This is a genomic window from Streptomyces sp. NPDC088910 (assembly GCF_044749865.1).
Lineage (GTDB): Bacteria > Actinomycetota > Actinomycetes > Streptomycetales > Streptomycetaceae > Actinacidiphila.
The window spans coordinates 1-16,380 of sequence record NZ_JBIVIV010000014.1 but is presented as its reverse complement, the minus strand read 5'-3'; the positions used below and the strand labels follow the sequence as shown (position 1 = coordinate 16,380).

Below are 16,380 nucleotides of genomic sequence, written 5' to 3'. Positions count from 1 at the left end.
TACAGGAGACCAGGTAGCCGCATTTCGAGGAGGTGCCCCGGACCGGCACCGACCCAGGCACAAGCGGCACCCGCAGACGAAGAAAACACCCGCACGGGTGGGCGGGCGGGCAGAGAACACCGCCGCGGCGCAGCCGCACATACTTGGGGGGATGGGATGGAGGACGGCGTGGGTAAGGGAATGGGCGCGCAAGCGGGCCTGAGGCGCCGCAACATGGCACTGGTCATGCGTGCCCTCGCCGCAGGCGAGAACGTCACGCGCGCCGCCGTCGCGGCAGAGGTCGGCCTGACGAGGGCGACCGTCTCGACGCTGGTGGACGAACTGCTGGCGGCCGGCCTGGTGGAAGAGCGCGGCGCGCAGCGCCCCGGCACCGTCGGCCGCCCCGGCACCGCCCTGGCCCTGAGCGAACGCGGCCCCGCCGGCCTCGGCGCCGAGGTCGGCGTCGACCACCTGGCCGCCTGCGTGGTGGACCTGCGCGGCACCGTCCGCTGCCACGCCGAGGCGAAGGCGGCGAACCGCGGCCGCCCGGCCGCCGAAGTGCTGGCGGAACTGGCCGAGTTGACGGCGAAGGTGACCAGGGAGGCGGCCGGGAGCGGCCTGCGCCCGGTCGCCACGACAGTGGCGGTCCCCGGCCTGGTCGGAAAGGACCGCGGCACGGTCCTGCGCGCCCCGAACCTGGGCTGGGAGGACGTGGCCGTCGCGGCCCCCCTCGGCGAGGGCACGGTCGTGGAGAACGAGGCGAATCTCGGCGCGCTCGCCGAATTGTGGCTCGGCGGCCACGAGAGGCTCGCGGACTTCGTGCACGTCTCCGCGGAGATCGGCATCGGCGCAGCCCTCGTCGTGGAGGGCCGCCTGTTCCGCGGCGCCCGCGGCTTCGCGGGCGAGCTGGGCCACGTACCGGTGCACCCGGACGGCCCCTTGTGCTCGTGCGGCGCGCACGGCTGCCTGGAGACGTACGCGGGCGAGGAGGCGCTGCTGCGGGCGGCCGGGGTGGGCGCGGGCGGCGGCCCGGCACTGCGGGCGGCGGCGGCCGACGGCGACCCGGCGGCGCTGAAGGCGCTGGAGGAGGCGGGCGCGGCGCTCGGCATCGCGCTGAGCGGCGCGGTGAACCTGCTGGACCCGCAGGCGGTGGTGGTCGGCGGCCCGCTGGCCGAACTGGCGCCGTGGCTGCTGCCGGGCGTCCGGCGGGAGCTGGCGGCCCGCGTCACCGACCGGCAGTGGCGCCCTGAGGACGTGGTGACGTCCAGGCTGGGCCGCGACGGGGTGCTGCGGGGCGCGGCGTACAGCTCCGTCCGCACGGTGCTGGAGGACCCGGCGAGCTGGGCCCTCCAGCAGGAGGCGTGAAAGCCTTACGCCTGCGGAGCCGTCCACGCCGCCCAGGACAGGTTCCAGCCGTTGAGCCCGTTGTCCGGCTGGATCGTCTTGTCGGCGGAGTCCTTGACGATGACGACGTCACCGACCATGGAGTTGTTGTAGAACCAGGCGGCCGGGGTGTTGGGGTCCTTGCCGCCCTTGGTGTCGCTCAGGCCCACGCAGCCGTGGCTGGTGTTGGTGGCGCCGAAGATCGACTTGCTGCCCCAGTAGTTGCCGTGGATGAAGGTCCCGGAGTTGCTGAGCCGCATGGCGTGCGGGACGTCGGGGATGTCGTACTCGCCCTTGCCGTCGTCCTCGGTGAAGCCGACCGTCGCGCCGTTCATCCGCGTGGTCTGGTACTTCTCGGAGATGACCATCTGGCCGTTGTACGTGCTGTGGTCCGGGGCGCCCGCGGAGATCGGGATGGTCTTGAGGACCTTGCCGTCGCGGACGACGGTCATCTGGTGGGTCGCGGCGTCGACGGTGGAGACCTGGGAGCGGCCGACGGTGAAGTTCACCGTCTTGTCCTGGACGCCGTAGATACCCGCGCCGCCCTTGACGCCGTCGAGCTTCAGCTTGAGGGAGACGTGCGAGCCCGCCTGCCAGTACTGCTGGGGGCGGAAGTCGAGCCGGGTGGAGCTGAACCAGTGGCCCTCGACCCGCTGGCCGCTGCTGGAGGTCACCGAGACCGCGGCCTCGACGGCGGCGCGGTTGGTGATCGCCTTGTCGAAGTTGATCGAGACCGGCATGCCGACGCCGACGGTGGAGCCGTCCTCCGGCGTGAAATAGCCGATGAAGCTGCTGGCGGCGGAGACGGTCGAGAAGGTGCCGTTCGCCGCGGCCGTACGGCCCTGGGAGTCGGTGGCGGCGGCCGATATCGCGTACTGCGTGCCGCGGGCCAGCGCGACGTCCGGGGTCCAGCTCGTGCGGTCGGCGGATATGGTGCCCGCGATCTTGTTGCCGGTGGCCTTGGACGTCATGGTGACCGAGGTGAGGGTGCCGCCCGCCACCGTGACCTTGGCGTCGTTGTGGATGCTCGCGCCGGTGCTGCCGTCCTTGGGCGTGATGGTGATCTTCGCGTCGGACGCCTGCTTCGCCGCCGCGGCGTCCTCCTTGGACTGGGCGGCGGCCGACGGGGACTGCCCGGCAGACGGGGACGAGCTGGCGGAGCTGGTCGGTTTGTCGCCGCCCGCGGCCTTGTCGCCACCGCCGCCTCCGCCGCCGCACGCCGTCAGCGTGACGGCACCGCCGATCAGCACCGCGGCGGCCGCGAGTGCGCGGCGGCGGGTGAAGGGCGAGCGCTTGGCGGGGGCATGTGCGTTGTCGGGCGGCGTCACGCGTGTCTCCAATGGGCTGGGGTCGCTCGCGGGTGAATGACGAGCTTCGTCCACATGCCATGAAAACAGGCCGACACCGGTAACCGTGCCCCGAGTGCCGGAATTGTGGGGTAACGCACGCGGGCCGTTTCCGGCCGCACGCGACGGGAGGCGGCGCGTTCGCGCAGGTGGGAGGGGTTGTCCCGGCGCCGCCTGCGGGCCGGTCGGCGCGGAGCGTCCGGCTCCGCTTCCGGCGCCGCCGGACCCCCGGACAGGCCCTAGTCCTCGGCGTCCCCGTCCGCGTCCTCCTCGTCGAGGTCCCACTCGTCGGAGTCCGGGTCGTACTCGGTGTGCGCGCACGACCACGACGCCTGGACGAGGTCGACGCCCGGCACGGCCGAGAGCAGGTCGGCCGGGTCGACGAGGTACGCCAGCGCCTCCGACTCGTCCTTGCCGACGGCGTCGCGGGCGTGCAGCCGTTCCTGCGGCGGCATGAACTCGTCGGCGCCGATGTGGTCCAGGGCCGCGCCGCGCAGCTCGTCGGGCCCGGAGACCTCCAGGACGAGTTCCACCTGGAGTCGTACGTACCGCGGACCGCTCTCGCCGCGGGGAATCTCAGTAGCGCTCATGCCACGGAGCGTAAGCGCCTTCGCCGCGGCTTCCCACGAGCCACACCAAGTCACTACCATCTGCCCCTACGGTCAATTCGCCGCACCAGCTGGGGGATCCGTTGACCTCGCCCCGTCCCTATGTCGCCGCAGCAGCCGCCGCCGCGCTCGCGGCGCTGTTCTTCGTCCCGTCCGCGAGCGCGAGTCCCGACGACGCCGCGACCTCCGCGCACACGAAGACCGCGGCCCACACCCGTACGACAAGCACGGCCAACACGGCCAGTACGGCCACCACGCGCACCGCCGCGGAGCAGATCGGCCTCGCCGACACCGGCAGCATCGACACCAAGCCGTATCTCATCGGCGGTGCCGCGTTCCTGGTGGCGGGCGCGGGGCTGATCGTCAACGCCGGCCGCCGCACCCGCCAGAGCTTCTGACGGCGTCGCTCACACGGTCGCCGTTCCGCTCACGGATTCACGCGAGCGGGCCGGTGACCGACTCCGCCGCGCGCGCCAGCTCTCCGGCCCGTACGAAGTGGTAGGCCGCCTCCAGGTCCGGTGACAGGAAGCGGTCGGGGCCCGCGCCCAGCACGCCCGCCGCGCGTACCGCCGCCAGGACCGCGGCCGAAGCGGGCGCCGGGCGCTGCTCGCCCGTCGTGGTCCTGATCTCCAGCGCGCGGGTGGCCGCGTACATCTCGACGGCGATGATCCGGGTGAGGTTGTCGACGGCCGTACGGAGCTTGCGCGCCGCCGACCAGCCCATGGAGACGTGGTCCTCCTGCATCGCGGAGGACGGGATCGAGTCCACCGACGCGGGCACCGCGAGCCGCTTCATGTCGCTGACCAGCGCGGCCTGCGTGTACTGGGCGATCATCAGACCGGAGTCGAGGCCGGGGTCGTCGGCCAGGAACGGCGGCAGGCCGTGCGAGCGGTTCTTGTCCAGCAGCCGGTCGGTGCGGCGCTCCGCGATGGAGCCGAGGTCGGCGGCGGCGATGGCGAGGAAGTCCAGGACGTACGCGACCGGCGCGCCGTGGAAGTTGCCGTTGGACTCGACCCGGCCGTCCTCGAGGACCACCGGATTGTCGACGGCGGCGGCCAGTTCGCGCTCGGCGACCAGGCGGGCGTGCGCGAGGGTGTCGCGGCCCGCGCCCGCGACCTGCGGGGCGCAGCGGATGGAGTACGCGTCCTGCACGCGCGGCGCGTCGTCCTGGTGGTGGCCGGTGAGCCCGGAACCCTCCAGCACCCGGCGCATGTTCTCGGCGCTGGCCGCCTGGCCGGGGTGCGGGCGGATCGCGTGCAGCTCGGGGGCGAGGACCTTCTCGGTGCCGAGCAGGGCCTCCAGGGTCAGCGCGGCGGTGATGTCGGCCGCGGTGAAGAGCCGGGCCAGGTCGGCGCAGGCCATCACCAGCATGCCGAGCATGCCGTCGGTGCCGTTGATGAGGGCCAGGCCCTCCTTCTCCCGCAGGACGACCGGCTCGATGCCGTGCTCCGCGAGGAGTTCCGCGGCGGGGCGCACCGTACCGTCCGGGCCCTCCGCCTCGCCCTCGCCCATCAGCACCTGCGCGCAGTGCGCCAGCGGGGCGAGGTCGCCCGAGCAGCCGAGCGAGCCGTATTCGTGGACGACGGGCGTGATCCCGGCGTTCAGCAGTGCCGCCATCGTCTCCGCGACCACCGGGCGCACCCCGGTACGGCCGGACGCCAGCGTCTTCAGCCGCAGGAACATCAGCCCGCGGACCACCTCGCGCTCCACCGCCGGGCCCATCCCCGCCGCGTGCGACCGTACGAGGCTGCGCTGCAACTGGGCCCGCAGCTCCGGGCTGATGTGCCGTACCGCCAGGGCCCCGAAGCCCGTCGACACCCCGTAGACCGGCTCGGGCTTCGCCGCCAGCGCCTCGATCACCTCACGCGCCCTGGCGATCCCCGCCAGCGCTTCCGGCGCCAGCTCCACCCGCGCGCCGTCGCGCGCCACGGCGAGTACGTCGTCGGCGGGGGCGCCGTGCGCACCGATGACCACGTTATGCATATTCATATTCACGCACCCTAAGCACTGAAAGCCGCCCTGTCACTCCCCTCTGCGACCAGCACTCTCCGGCCCCGCCCCCGCGGGTCCCGGCCGGACGGGACGTCGCGGACACGCCCTAAGGACGGTTGCCGCGGATGCGGCGGCGCTCGCCCTCGCGGGCCGGCGGCGAGTCGGCGAGCCGCACGACGGGGTCCTCGGGCCCGGCGCGCCCCGCGACGACGGGGTGCGCCGCGCGCAGCGCCTTGGCCTGGTACTGCGCCGCGTCGGCCAGCCGGAACAGCCGCCGCGCCGAGCGCACGGGCCCGATCGGATCGCCGGTGGACGCCACGCCGCAGGCCACGCCCTCGCCGACTTCGAGCTGCGCGGCCCGCCCGCACAGCTCGTCAGCCGCCGCGACCACCTCGTCCGGCTCCTGCCCGACGGCCACGACGCAGAATTCGTCACCGCCGAGGCGGGCGGCCAGGCTGCCGGGAAGCATGGCGCCGCACAGCGAGAGCAGCGAGCCGAATCGTTCCAGCAGCCGGTCGCCGACGGCGTGCCCGAGCCGGTCGTTGACCTTCTTCAGACCGTTGAGGTCGCACACCACGAGGCTGACCACGGCCCCGTCCGCCCGGTGCCGTTCCAGCGCCTCGTCGAGGCGTACGTCCACGGCCCGGCGGTTGCCGAGCCCGGTCAGCGGGTCGGTGAAGGCCAGCCGCTGCACCTCGGCGAGCCGTTCGGTCTGGGCGATCCCGGAGGCGATGACGGCGGCCAGCACCGTCGCGAAGTCGGCGTCCCCGCGGTCGAAGCCGGACACCCCGGCGCGCCTGGCCACGTACAGCTCGCCCCACGCCCTGCCGTGCAGCACGATCGGCGCGACCACGCAGGAGCCGCGTCCGCGCCGCCGCAGCGCCGCGGCCCGGCCCCAACTGCTGCCGCCGGGCGACGCGCCGGTTCCTTCGGCGGTCTCGACCCAGGCGTGCGGCTCGCCGCCGCGCGCCCACTCACCGTGCAGGAACTCCACGATCTCCGGGAAGTCGTGCACCGAGTACGACTCGTCGTCCGGCTCCGGCTCCTCGCCGGGCGCCAGCTCCCCGTCGTTGACCAGGACCCGCAGCCGCCCGGTCTCCCGCTCCCACGTCGAGATCGCCGCGAAGGACGCGTCCATCGCGAGCCGCGCCCGCCGCGCCCCGGCCCGTACCGCGGCCAGCGGCGTCTGTTCGGTCGCCAGTGCCTGTGCCAGCTCGACGACCGCTCGAAGCCGGAGATCGGCCGTCCCGTCCACCATCTGTCCAGGCTAGGGAGGTTTGTCCGGTTTGGAGCGCTGGCTGCGCCGAACGGAGCCCGTTCGGCGCTGCGCCCGCCCGTCGGCGACTACGCACAGTGGCCGCGCGCGGCGATCACGCGCCGGGCCACCGCGGGGGCCGCTTGTCGTTGAAGGCGGCCACGCCTTCCGCGCGGTCGGCGGAGAAGGCGGTGGCGCGCCAGGCGGCGTCCTCGATCTCCAGCCCGGCGCGCAGGTCGAGGCCCTGGCCCAGGCGCAGCGCGCGCTTGGCCGAGCGCAGGCCGACCGGCGAATTCGCGGCGATCCGGTCGGCCAGCGCCAGCGCCTCGGCGCGGGCGTCGTTCCCGGCCGCGAGCTGGTCCACCAGGCCGAGGGCGAGCGCCTCGGCGGCCGGTACGCGGCGGGCGGTGAAGACCAGTTCCGCCGCACGGGCGGCGCCGACCCTGCGGGGCAGCAGTTGGGTACCGCCGCCGCCCGGGATGACGCCTACCGAGACCTCGGGCAGGCCGACGACGGCCGTCTCGTCGGCCACGATCACGTCACAGGCGAGCGCCAGCTCGAAGCCGCCGCCGAGCGCGTAGCCGTGCACCGCCGCGACGGCGGGCATCGGCAGTTCCAGGACGCCGGTGTACGCGGCCCTGGTGTGCGGGCGCTGGCGTACGAGGTCGGCGTCGGTGAACGCGTTGCGCTCCTTGAGGTCGGCGCCGACGCAGAACGCCTTGTCATGGGTGGACGTCAGGACCGTGACGCTGACACCGGGGTCGGCCGCCAGCGCCGCGCAGGCGTCGCCGATCGCGACGGCCATCCGCGTGGAGACGGCGTTCATCGCCTTCGGCCGGTCGAGCACCAGTTCCGCGACGCGGTCGCCGTGCCGGCGGACCGCCACCCACTCCCCGAACCGCCGTTCCGCCGTCCCCTGCGCTTCCATTCGCCCGCCCTCCGGTTAACGACCGTGAACCCCCATCCTGCCATCCCCCTCCCCGCGGAGGACGGCACGGTCGCACCGGTCCGGACGGCGCTCGCACCGCACAGGGCCGGACGGCGCTCGCCTCACGTCGGATTCATACGGTCATACGGTGGACGGTCGTGAATCCCCCGGCCAGCAGCACGGCGACGACGGCCGCGAGGACCCCGGTGACCCCCAGGGCGGTGAGCCCGGCGAAGAAGTGGCCTATGCCCTTCCAGCCGTGCGCCCATGTGGCGATCAGCGCGACCAGGGCCAGCACCCCGAGCTGCGCCCCGCCGAAGGCCGTGGTGCCGGGCAACCCGGCGCGGCGGAAGACCAGGCCGTACCACATCCCGTAGACGAACAGCAGGAAGAAGGCGACGGCGGCGGTGAGCCACGAGACGTACCATGCGCCGTCCAGCAGGAACGGGACGCGGAAGTAGGCCATGCGCATGCCCCAGCCGCCGGTCGCGCGTTCGAGGACCTGGCCGACCGCGACGACCAGCCCGAAGGTCACGGCGAGGGCCCCGGCCAGGGCGGTGACGCCGCGCAGGTAGGTGCGTCTGCTGACACCGAGGGTGAGGGCGAACGGCAGCGCGCGGGCGACGGTCTGGAGGCCCACGGCGAACATCACGAGGAAGGCCGCGGCCAGGCCGCCGACCCAGCGGTGGTCGGCGTGGGCCGCCGGGGTGAGCCGCAGGATCACCACGTCCAGGACGAAGCCGAAGGCGGCCCACTCCCAGGGCAGGACGAGGTAGGTGAAGCGGTCCAGCAGCAGATACCGGACGACGGAGAGCACCGGGGTGGGACGCATCAGGATGCCCTCGCAGTCGTGAGGCCGGACGGGTCGTGGGGTCCGGCGCCGGGCGCGCCGTGGCGCTCGGCCGCGTGGACCGCGAGCTGCTGGAGGGTGCACTCCTCCAGGCGCAGGCGCAGGTGTGCGGCCAGCTCGCGGTCGCGGTCGTCCAGGCGGCCTACCATCACCGCCCTGGTCTGCGCGCCCATCGTGCGGCGGCTCAGCGTCGCACGGGCGGCGATGAAGCGGTCCACGGCGGTGGCCGGGCCGGTGACGGTCGTGGCGGTGCCGCGCAGTTCCTCGGTCGGCGCGTCGAGGACCAGCCGGCCGCGGTCCAGGACCAGGACGCGGTCGAGGAGTTCGGCGGCCTCGTCGATGAGGTGGGTCGAGAGCACGACGCACCGGGGGTGGGCGGCGTAGTCGGCGAGGAGCTGGTCGTAGAAGAGCGAGCGGGCGACCGCGTCGAGGCCCGCGTACGGCTCGTCGAACAGCGTGAGTTCGGCGCGGGCGGCCAGCCCGATGATGATGCCGAGGGCGGTCCGCATGCCGCGCGAGAGCTTCTTGATCGGCCGGGTCGGCGGCAGCTCGTACGCGTCCAGCAGCGTGCCCGCCAGCTCCTTGTCCCAGTTCGGGTAGAGCAGCGAGGCCGCCGCGACGGCGTGCCGCACCTTCAGGTCGGGGTACGTCTGGTCCTCGCGGACGAGGATCATCCGGCGCAGCACCGCGTCGTTCTCCAACGGCCGGGCGCCGAAGGCGTGCACGGTCCCGGAGGTGGCGATCTCCTGGCCCGCCAGGATGCGCAGCAGCGTCGTCTTCCCCGCGCCGTTGCGGCCCACCAGTCCGGCGATGCACGGCGTGTCCAGCTCGAAGCCGACGTCGGTGAGCGCCTGGTGGTCGCGGAAGGCGCGTCCGACGCCGGTCAGCGAGACGACCGGGCTCATACGTCGCCCCCGACCGTCGCCGCCGTGGTCGTGGTGGCGGCCGTGGTACCAGGCGGGGCGGTCGCGCCAGCGGTCGTGGCGGCCGGTGTTCCGACGGACGGCGCGGAGTGCGGCGCGGTGGCGCCCGCCGCCTGCGACGTCACCGCGACCGAGGCCAGCTCGTCGCGCAGCAGGCCGAGCAGTTCGTCCTGCCCGATCCCGAGCCGCGCCGCCTCGACCGCCAGCGGCCGTACGTACCGGTCCGCGAAGCGCCGCCGCCTGCCCCGCACCAGCCGGTCCCGCGCGCCCTGGGCGACGAACATGCCGACGCCGCGCCGCTTCTCCACCAGATCCTCGTCCGACAGGACGGTGAGCGCGCGGGCCGCGGTGGCCGGGTTGACCCGGTAGAAGACCGCGAGCTCGTTGCTCGACGCGACGCGCTCGCCCTCGCCCACCGTCCCGTCGGCGATCTGATTCGCCAGCTCGGCCGCGATCTGGGCGAAGATCGGCCCGCCCTCTTCCAGGAGTGACATCCTGCCTCCGTTGCTCTGGTGGTTCCCTACCGTACTAAGGAACCAACAGGGTGGGCAAGAGGGCACGCCAAAAGAGGCGAAGGGATGTCGGGTGACCCGGCGGAAGCGGGACACGGCGTCAGGGACGCGGCGCGCGGGCAGGCCGGAGCGCGCGCCCGTGGCGCGGTCGGGGCGGAGCGGACCTCAGTCCCGGCGGGAGAGCAGCCAGGGCTCGACGACGCCGAGGCCGCGCACGGGGCGGCGCCACATCGGCTGGAGGGCGAAGCGGTACTTCTCCGCCTCGGTGGCGTCCACGTCCGCCTCGGACAGCGGCGCGTCACCGGCCTCGCCCAGCGCCTCGGCGAAGTCGCCGTCGACGAGGACGGCGTCGCGCGGCGCTATCGAGGTGAGCCGGGAGGCGAGGTTCACGGTGGTGCCGAAGACGTCGCCCATGCGGGTGGTGACGGTGCCGAAGGCCATGCCGACGCGCAGGGCGGGCATGCTGTCGTCGCCGGTCATGGTCTCGATGAGGCGTATGCCGATCTCGGCGGCGGTGCCGGGGTCGTCGGCGACGAAGAGGACTTCGTCGCCGAGGGTCTTGATCAGCCGTCCGCCGTACGCGGCGACCTGGTCGGCGGCCGTGGTCTCGAACGCCTCGACCAGCTCGCCCAGTTCCTCCTCCTCCAGGCGCCGGGTGAGCCGGGTGAAGCCGACGAGGTCGGCGAAGCCGACGGCCAGCCGCCGGTCGACAGCCTCCTCGTCGTCGGACTGCACGACCCGGCTGGTGGCGGCGGCGACCTGGCGGCGCCAGACGTAGATGAGGAACTCCTCCAGTTCCGGCAGGAGGAGTTCGACCAGCGGGTACGCGACTTCCGCGCGGGTCATCCCCGGTTCGGGCGGCTCGGTGAGACCTTCGAGGAAGGAGTCGGTCTGCCAGTCGGCGAGCCGGGCCGTGGTCTGGCCGGTGGAGCGGGCGACCTGGATGGCCATCGACTCGCTGAGCAGCCCCGCCTCGACCAGGCCGGCCAGCCGCCGCAGGGCGAGGACGTCCGCCTCGGTGAGCGCGCGCGCCTGGCCGATGTCGGCGAAGCCCATGGCCCGCCAGAAGCGGGAGGCCAGGTCCATGGAGACGCCCGCGGTGCGGGCGGCCTGGAAGGGGGTGTAGCGGCGGGGCGCGCCGAGGATGAGCTGTTCCAGGCGCAGCGCCAGCGGGTGCTCCCCCGACTCGCCCGGCTCCCCCGGCTCCCCCTGCTCCTCAAGATCGACCGGATCCACTGGATCGGCCGGGTCGGCCGGGTCTGACGCGTCCGTGCCGTCGACGGAATCGGCCGGATCCGGCGCGTTCACGGGGTCGGGTACGTCCGCGGCGTCCGGTGCGATCGGAGGGTCGGCGGGATCGACGCCGTCCGGCTCCGGGGCGGCACCCGGATCCGAGTCGTGCGGCTCGTCTGGCGGGGTGCCCGCGTTCTCCACGCTCACCGCCCAGCCCTTGAGGAATCCCTGCGCACAGCCCTTCCGATCATCGAGACGACGCAGCCCCTCAACGATACGGCAGGTGTGCCGTGGCTCACTCTCACCAGGGCGCCGGTGAGACACCCGTGACGCGCGACGGAACGGCGCGCGAGCCGGTCTCCGCGGCGGTGTCCCGCCGCGTCAGCGCGCGGGCCTGAGGTGGACGACGTCGCCCGCGGCGACCGGCTGCTCGGCGCCGTCCGGGGTGGCGATCACCAGGCGGCCGTCGCCGTCGATCCCGACCGCGGTACCGGCCAGTTCCTTGTCGCCCGGCAGCTCCGCGCGGACCTCCCGGCCCAGGGTGGCGCAGCCCGCCGCGTAGGTCTGCTGGAGCCGGGACGCGGCGGGGTCGCCGTCCTCCGCGCGCCAGGCGCCGTACCAGTCGGCCAGCGAGCGCAGGACCGCCCGCAGCAGCGGGTCGCGGTCGGTGCCCTTGGCCCCGGCCAGGGCGAGGGACGCGGCGGTGGGGACGGGCAGCTCGGCGGCGCGCAGCGACACATTGAGGCCGATGCCGATGACGACGCCGTCGTCGCCCGCGCGCTCGGCGAGGATGCCGCCCGCCTTGCGTTCCTCGCCGTCCACGGTGACCAGCAGGTCGTTGGGCCACTTGAGTGCCGTGTCGACGCCCGCGGCCCGCGACAGGGCGGTGGCGGTGGCGACCCCGGCGAGCAGCGGCAGCCAGCCCCAGCGGTGCACCGGCACCGGGGCGTGCGCCGGGAGCGGCGTGCCGTCGGGCGCGGTACGGGCGGCCATGGCGCCACCCGGTCGGAGCAGTACCGAGAAGAAGAGCCCGGAGCGCGGCGGCGCCGACCAGCGGCGGTCCAGCCGTCCGCGGCCCGCGGTCTGCTCCTCGGCCACGAGGACCGCCCCCTCGGGGGCGCCCCGCGCGGCGCGGGCGGCCAGGTCGCTGTTGGTGGAGCCGGTGGCGTCCACCACGTCCAGCGCGGTCCACAGCGCGTCGGGGGTGACCACGGCGCGCCGCAGCGCGGCGGCGTTGAGCGGCGGTCGTTCCAGGTCGGACCAGCGGCTGGGCGTCATGTCCTCACCCTATGAGGCGGGTACCGGAGTGTGTCCAACGCCGCACTGCTCGTACCCCAGAGTCGCCACTACGCTACGGAACAGCGTTACCGGCCAGTCAGCAAGTCCCGCCGAGAGCAGGAGAGCCGCCTCCATGTCCGAGCAGGAACACGACATCCACACCACCGCGGGCAAGCTCGCGGACCTGCGCCGCCGTATCGAGGAGGCGACGCACGCGGGCTCCGGGCGCGCGGTGGACAAGCAGCACGCCAAGGGGAAGGGCACGGCCCGCGAGCGGATCGAACTGCTCCTGGACGAGGGGTCGTTCACCGAGCTGGACGAGCTGGCGCGGCACCGCTCGACCAACTTCGGCCTGGAGAGCAACCGGCCGTACGGCGACGGTGTCGTCACCGGCTACGGCACGGTCGAGGGCCGCCCGGTCGCGGTGTTCTCGCAGGACTTCACGGTCTTCGGCGGCGCGCTCGGCGAGGTCTACGGCGAGAAGATCGTCAAGGTGATGGACTTCGCGCTGAAGACCGGCTGCCCGGTGATCGGCATCAACGACTCCGGCGGCGCCCGCATCCAGGAGGGCGTCACCTCGCTCGGCATGTACGGCGAGATCTTCCGCCGCAACACCCACGCCTCCGGGGTGATCCCGCAGATCAGCCTGATCATGGGCCCGTGCGCGGGCGGCGCGGTGTACTCCCCCGCGATCACCGACTTCGTGGTGATGGTCGACCAGACCTCGCACATGTTCATCACGGGTCCCGATGTGATCAAGACGGTGACCGGCGAGGACGTCGGCATGGAGGAGCTGGGCGGCGCCCGTACCCACAACTCGACGTCGGGGAACGCGCATCACCTGGCCGGTGACGAGAAGGACGCCTTCGAGTACGTCAAGGCGCTGCTGTCGTACCTGCCGAGCAACAACCTCCAGGAGGCGCCGTCCTTCGCCGCCGAGGCGGATCTGGCGGTCACGGACGAGGACCTCGAACTGGACACGCTGATCCCGGACTCGGCGAATCAGCCGTACGACATGCACAAGGTGATCGAGCATGTCCTGGACGACGGCGAATTCCTGGAGACCCAGGCGCTGTTCGCGCCGAACATCCTCACCGGTCTCGGCCGTGTCGAAGGCCGTCCCGTGGGTGTGGTCGCCAACCAGCCGCTCCAATTCGCGGGCTGTCTCGACATCAACGCCTCCGAGAAGGCGGCGCGTTTCGTGCGGACCTGCGACAGCTTCAACATCCCCGTGGTCACTTTCGTCGACGTTCCCGGTTTTCTCCCCGGCACCAGTCAGGAGTGGGACGGCATCATCCGCCGCGGTGCCAAATTGATCTACGCGTACGCCGAGGCCACGGTTCCGCTGATCACGATCATCACTCGAAAGGCGTACGGCGGCGCGTACGACGTGATGGGCTCCAAGCACCTGGGCGCGGACCTGAACCTGGCCTGGCCCACGGCCCAGATCGCGGTGATGGGCGCGCAGGGCGCCATCAACATCCTGCACCGCCGCACGCTGGCGGAGGCGGCCACCCCGCAGGAGGCGGAGGAGCTGCGGGCGCGGCTCATCGCGGACTACGAGGACACGCTGCTGAATCCGTACATCGCCGCGGAGCGCGGCTACGTGGACGCGGTCATCGCGCCCTCCCAGACCCGCGCGCAGCTCGTGAAGGCGCTGCGGACGCTGCGCAACAAGCGGGAGAGCCTGCCGCCGAAGAAGCACGGCAACATCCCGCTGTAGACGGACCGCGCGGGGCCCGGGGGCGAGGACCCGCGGGACTCGCCAGGCAGGGACCCGCGAGCCGAGGAGGAGAGCGCTCATGGTGATCAAGGTGGAGCGGGGCAGCCCGACCCCCGAGGAACTGGCGGCCGTCGTCGCCCTCGTCCAGGCGCGGGCCGCGGCGGCCGGGAAGAGCGCCGACGGCCCGGCCCCGCTGGACGGCTGGGCCGACCCGGCGCGCAATGTGCCGCGCGGCGTACCGGCGCCGGGGCCCGGCGCGTGGCGGGCGTCGGCGTGGCCCGCGTGAGCGGAATGTCGGGTCGGCGGCGGATGTCACACCAGTAACAGGGTGATCCTGAGTATCCGTACTCAGGCGCTCCGGTTCGCCGGGGCGCAACCCTGGAGACATGTTGTGGTCGGACCCGCGGGACGAACCGCCGGAGGAGATGCGCAAGGCGCAGGCGATGCTGCGCCGCGCGATGCTGGTGATCGCGCTGGCAGCCGCCGTGGTCATGCTGGTGGCGACCTGGAGGTCGTGAACCCGCGCGCCCCGGCCAGGACCGGCCCGGAGAACGGCCAGGACCGGCCCGGAGAACGGCCCGCGCCGGCGCCGCCAGCCGCCCCGGACGCGGCCGTGAACCCGCGTCCTGAACCGGCGTCCCCCGTACGGGTGTCGGTGCCTACGATGGGCCGATGAGCAGCTCCAGAACCCTTGTCCTCGCGTCCGCCTCGCCCGCCCGGCTCGGGCTGCTGAAACAGGCGGGCCTCGACCCGCGCGTGATCGTCAGCGGTGTCGACGAGGACGCGATCACGGCCGCCACGCCCGCCGAACTGGCCCGCGTACTGGCCGAGGCGAAGGCCAACGCGGTGGCCGGGAGCGGCGCGCTCGACGGCGGCGAGCTGGTGATCGGCTGCGACTCCGTACTCGAACTCGACGGCCAGGCGCTGGGCAAGCCCGCGGACGCGGCCGAGGCGGTGGCGCGCTGGCAGGCGATGCGCGGGCGCAGCGGGGTGCTGCGGACCGGGCACTGCGTGATCGACACCGCGAGCGGCAAGCAGGTCGCCGAGACCGCGTCCACGACCGTACGGTTCGGGACGCCGGACGACGACGAGGTCGCCGCGTATGTGGCGAGCGGTGAACCGCTGTACGTGGCGGGCGCGTTCACCCTCGACGGCCGCTCCGCGCCCTTCGTGGAGGGCATCGAAGGCGACGCGGGCAACGTGATCGGTCTGTCCCTGCCGCTGCTGCGGCGGCTGCTGGCCGAGCTGGGGGTACGGATCACCGACCTGTGGGTCTGAGCCGCCGTCAGCGGGCGCGGGAGGCGGGGCCGGTTCCTGGGTCCGGGGTCGGTCCTGGGCCAGTTCCTGGGCCGGTTCCGGGAGCGCTCAGGCCGTGGCGGGCGGCGGGAGTTCGCCGCCGTTGCCGTTCGCGGTCCCGCTCTCGGCGGCCTCCCGTGGCCGGTCCTCGGGCGCGTACATCAGCAGCGTGGCGACGAGGCCGCCCAGTATCACCATCATCAGCACGAACGCGTACCAGCCGATCAGGCCGACGACCAGCGCGCCGACCACGCCGTGCACCACCGCGCAGACGATGAGCACGATCCTGGCGACCCGGCCGGTCATCTCGTCGCGGCGCACTATCCGCACGACGAGCACCGCGCACAGGATGAGGAAGAGGCCGAACAGCGCGCCGCCCACCCACGATCCGATGGCCATGGCGTCGGAGTCGAGACCGGCGAGCGACATGGACTGATGGCGTACGGCGAGGCCGAGTATCCAGTTCACGAAGGCGATGGTGAGGGCTTCGAGAACAAGGACCACGGCGGTGCCGACGGCTATACCTCTGCGCACACTGTCCCCTTCGGCCGTCGTCCGGGGCCCGGTTACCGCTGGTACCCCCGCCTGTCGCAGGCTACTCACCGGTACAACCGGCGGCAAGGGGTCTGGCCACGCCGGTCGTTCCACCCGTACGGGGAGTCCGGCGCGCGCGATCCGGAACGTCACCCCACTCGTTCGGGGACACCGGCGGCCGGCCGGGAAACACCGACGGCAAAGATTCCGCTCGCTATTCGTAGGGTTTCCACAAAAGAACGTCAGGTCTCTTCGCAGACTTACAGGGAGATCTCCCCCACACCGATGAGTGCGGGACATCGGCCCGAGCGGGGCCGTACCGTGGACTGAGCAGGCGTTCACGGGTTCTTCAGGCCCATGGATCACCCTCCGTGTGGGGAAGCTCACGTGCAGGGGTGCCTCGGCACCAAGTGTGGCCAGTACCTAAACTCGGCTTGTTTCAAGGAGGGAGCCATCGTGCGCAAGGTGCTCATCGCGAACCGCGGTGAAATTGCTGTCCGCGTTGCCCGTGCCTGCCGGGATGCGGGGATCGCGAGTGTG

18 protein-coding genes are annotated in these 16,380 nt (G+C 73.1%); 7 read left to right on the top strand and 11 right to left on the bottom strand.

Features of this window, described 5'->3' with window-relative positions; translation table 11 throughout:
- The first annotated feature begins 213 nt into the window (after window positions 1-213).
- A complete protein-coding gene (locus ACIP4Z_RS28280; protein ID WP_355349892.1) occupies window positions 214-1,344 on the top strand; it encodes an ROK family transcriptional regulator in 1,131 nt (376 codons plus the stop codon).
- A 5-nt stretch (window positions 1,345-1,349) separates the two neighbouring features.
- Here the strand turns inward: ACIP4Z_RS28280 and ACIP4Z_RS28275 are convergent, their stop codons facing one another.
- Complete coding sequence (locus ACIP4Z_RS28275) at window positions 1,350-2,690, bottom strand: Ig-like domain-containing protein (RefSeq protein WP_401312824.1); 1,341 nt, start codon at window positions 2,688-2,690, stop codon at window positions 1,350-1,352.
- 257 nt (window positions 2,691-2,947) lie between these two features.
- Window positions 2,948-3,298: a hypothetical protein gene (locus tag ACIP4Z_RS28270; RefSeq protein ID WP_391049076.1), complete on the bottom strand. Its 351-nt coding sequence runs from the start codon at window positions 3,296-3,298 to the stop codon at window positions 2,948-2,950.
- Window positions 3,299-3,399: 101 nt separating this feature from the next.
- Between ACIP4Z_RS28270 and ACIP4Z_RS28265 the strand changes: the two genes are divergently transcribed.
- Window positions 3,400-3,714 carry a hypothetical protein gene (locus ACIP4Z_RS28265; protein ID WP_401312821.1) on the top strand — a complete coding sequence of 105 codons (315 nt, stop codon included), beginning with the start codon at window positions 3,400-3,402 and terminating at the stop codon, window positions 3,712-3,714.
- A gap of 37 nt (window positions 3,715-3,751) precedes the next feature.
- Here ACIP4Z_RS28265 and hutH read toward each other — a convergent pair whose 3' ends face one another.
- The 8 genes from hutH to ACIP4Z_RS28225 form a co-directional block, all read right to left on the bottom strand.
- A complete protein-coding gene (gene hutH, locus ACIP4Z_RS28260; protein WP_401312819.1) occupies window positions 3,752-5,305 on the bottom strand; it encodes a histidine ammonia-lyase in 1,554 nt (517 codons plus the stop codon).
- 109 nt (window positions 5,306-5,414) lie between these two features.
- Window positions 5,415-6,566: a sensor domain-containing diguanylate cyclase gene (locus tag ACIP4Z_RS28255; protein WP_355349877.1), complete on the bottom strand. Its 1,152-nt coding sequence runs from the start codon at window positions 6,564-6,566 to the stop codon at window positions 5,415-5,417.
- 112 nt (window positions 6,567-6,678) lie between these two features.
- The gene (locus ACIP4Z_RS28250) at window positions 6,679-7,491 is read right to left on the bottom strand and encodes an enoyl-CoA hydratase-related protein (RefSeq protein WP_355349874.1); all 813 of its coding nucleotides are present in this window, start codon (window positions 7,489-7,491) and stop codon (window positions 6,679-6,681) included.
- A gap of 133 nt (window positions 7,492-7,624) precedes the next feature.
- On the bottom strand, window positions 7,625-8,323 hold the full coding sequence (locus tag ACIP4Z_RS28245) for a hypothetical protein (RefSeq protein ID WP_401312814.1): 699 nt from the start codon (window positions 8,321-8,323) through the stop codon (window positions 7,625-7,627).
- Complete coding sequence (locus ACIP4Z_RS28240; RefSeq protein ID WP_401312811.1) at window positions 8,323-9,246, bottom strand: ATP-binding cassette domain-containing protein; 924 nt, start codon at window positions 9,244-9,246, stop codon at window positions 8,323-8,325. Before ACIP4Z_RS28240 ends, ACIP4Z_RS28245 begins: the two co-directional genes overlap by 1 nt.
- A complete protein-coding gene (locus tag ACIP4Z_RS28235) occupies window positions 9,243-9,758 on the bottom strand; it encodes a GntR family transcriptional regulator (RefSeq protein ID WP_401312808.1) in 516 nt (171 codons plus the stop codon). The genes ACIP4Z_RS28240 and ACIP4Z_RS28235 overlap by 4 nt, the downstream gene beginning before the upstream one ends.
- 183 nt (window positions 9,759-9,941) lie before the next feature.
- Window positions 9,942-11,012 (bottom strand): adenylate/guanylate cyclase domain-containing protein, encoded by a 1,071-nt coding sequence (locus ACIP4Z_RS28230; protein WP_401313121.1) that lies wholly within the window; start codon window positions 11,010-11,012, stop codon window positions 9,942-9,944.
- A 378-nt stretch (window positions 11,013-11,390) separates the two neighbouring features.
- Window positions 11,391-12,287: a biotin--[acetyl-CoA-carboxylase] ligase gene (locus ACIP4Z_RS28225; RefSeq protein ID WP_391049059.1), complete on the bottom strand. Its 897-nt coding sequence runs from the start codon at window positions 12,285-12,287 to the stop codon at window positions 11,391-11,393.
- Window positions 12,288-12,420: 133 nt separating this feature from the next.
- On the opposite strand from ACIP4Z_RS28225, the gene ACIP4Z_RS28220 reads away from it, so the two are divergent.
- The 4 genes from ACIP4Z_RS28220 (at window position 12,421) to ACIP4Z_RS28205 (ending at window position 15,288) form a co-directional block, all read left to right on the top strand.
- Window positions 12,421-14,010 carry an acyl-CoA carboxylase subunit beta gene (locus tag ACIP4Z_RS28220; protein WP_401312805.1) on the top strand — a complete coding sequence of 530 codons (1,590 nt, stop codon included), beginning with the start codon at window positions 12,421-12,423 and terminating at the stop codon, window positions 14,008-14,010.
- A 79-nt stretch (window positions 14,011-14,089) separates the two neighbouring features.
- On the top strand, window positions 14,090-14,296 hold the full coding sequence (locus tag ACIP4Z_RS28215) for an acyl-CoA carboxylase subunit epsilon (protein WP_355349856.1): 207 nt from the start codon (window positions 14,090-14,092) through the stop codon (window positions 14,294-14,296).
- Between the two features lie 100 nt (window positions 14,297-14,396).
- On the top strand, window positions 14,397-14,528 hold the full coding sequence (gene mmpB / locus ACIP4Z_RS28210; protein ID WP_262928358.1) for a morphogenic membrane protein MmpB: 132 nt from the start codon (window positions 14,397-14,399) through the stop codon (window positions 14,526-14,528).
- Window positions 14,529-14,682: 154 nt separating this feature from the next.
- Window positions 14,683-15,288, top strand: coding sequence for a nucleoside triphosphate pyrophosphatase (locus ACIP4Z_RS28205; RefSeq protein ID WP_355349852.1), 606 nt, complete (start codon window positions 14,683-14,685; stop codon window positions 15,286-15,288).
- A gap of 87 nt (window positions 15,289-15,375) precedes the next feature.
- On the opposite strand, the gene ACIP4Z_RS28200 is transcribed toward ACIP4Z_RS28205, so the two are convergent.
- On the bottom strand, window positions 15,376-15,840 hold the full coding sequence (locus tag ACIP4Z_RS28200) for a hypothetical protein (RefSeq protein ID WP_355349849.1): 465 nt from the start codon (window positions 15,838-15,840) through the stop codon (window positions 15,376-15,378).
- 456 nt (window positions 15,841-16,296) lie between these two features.
- Between ACIP4Z_RS28200 and ACIP4Z_RS28195 the strand changes: the two genes are divergently transcribed.
- Window positions 16,297-16,380: biotin carboxylase N-terminal domain-containing protein (locus tag ACIP4Z_RS28195; RefSeq protein WP_355335748.1), on the top strand; the 84-nt coding region annotated here is incomplete at its 3' end.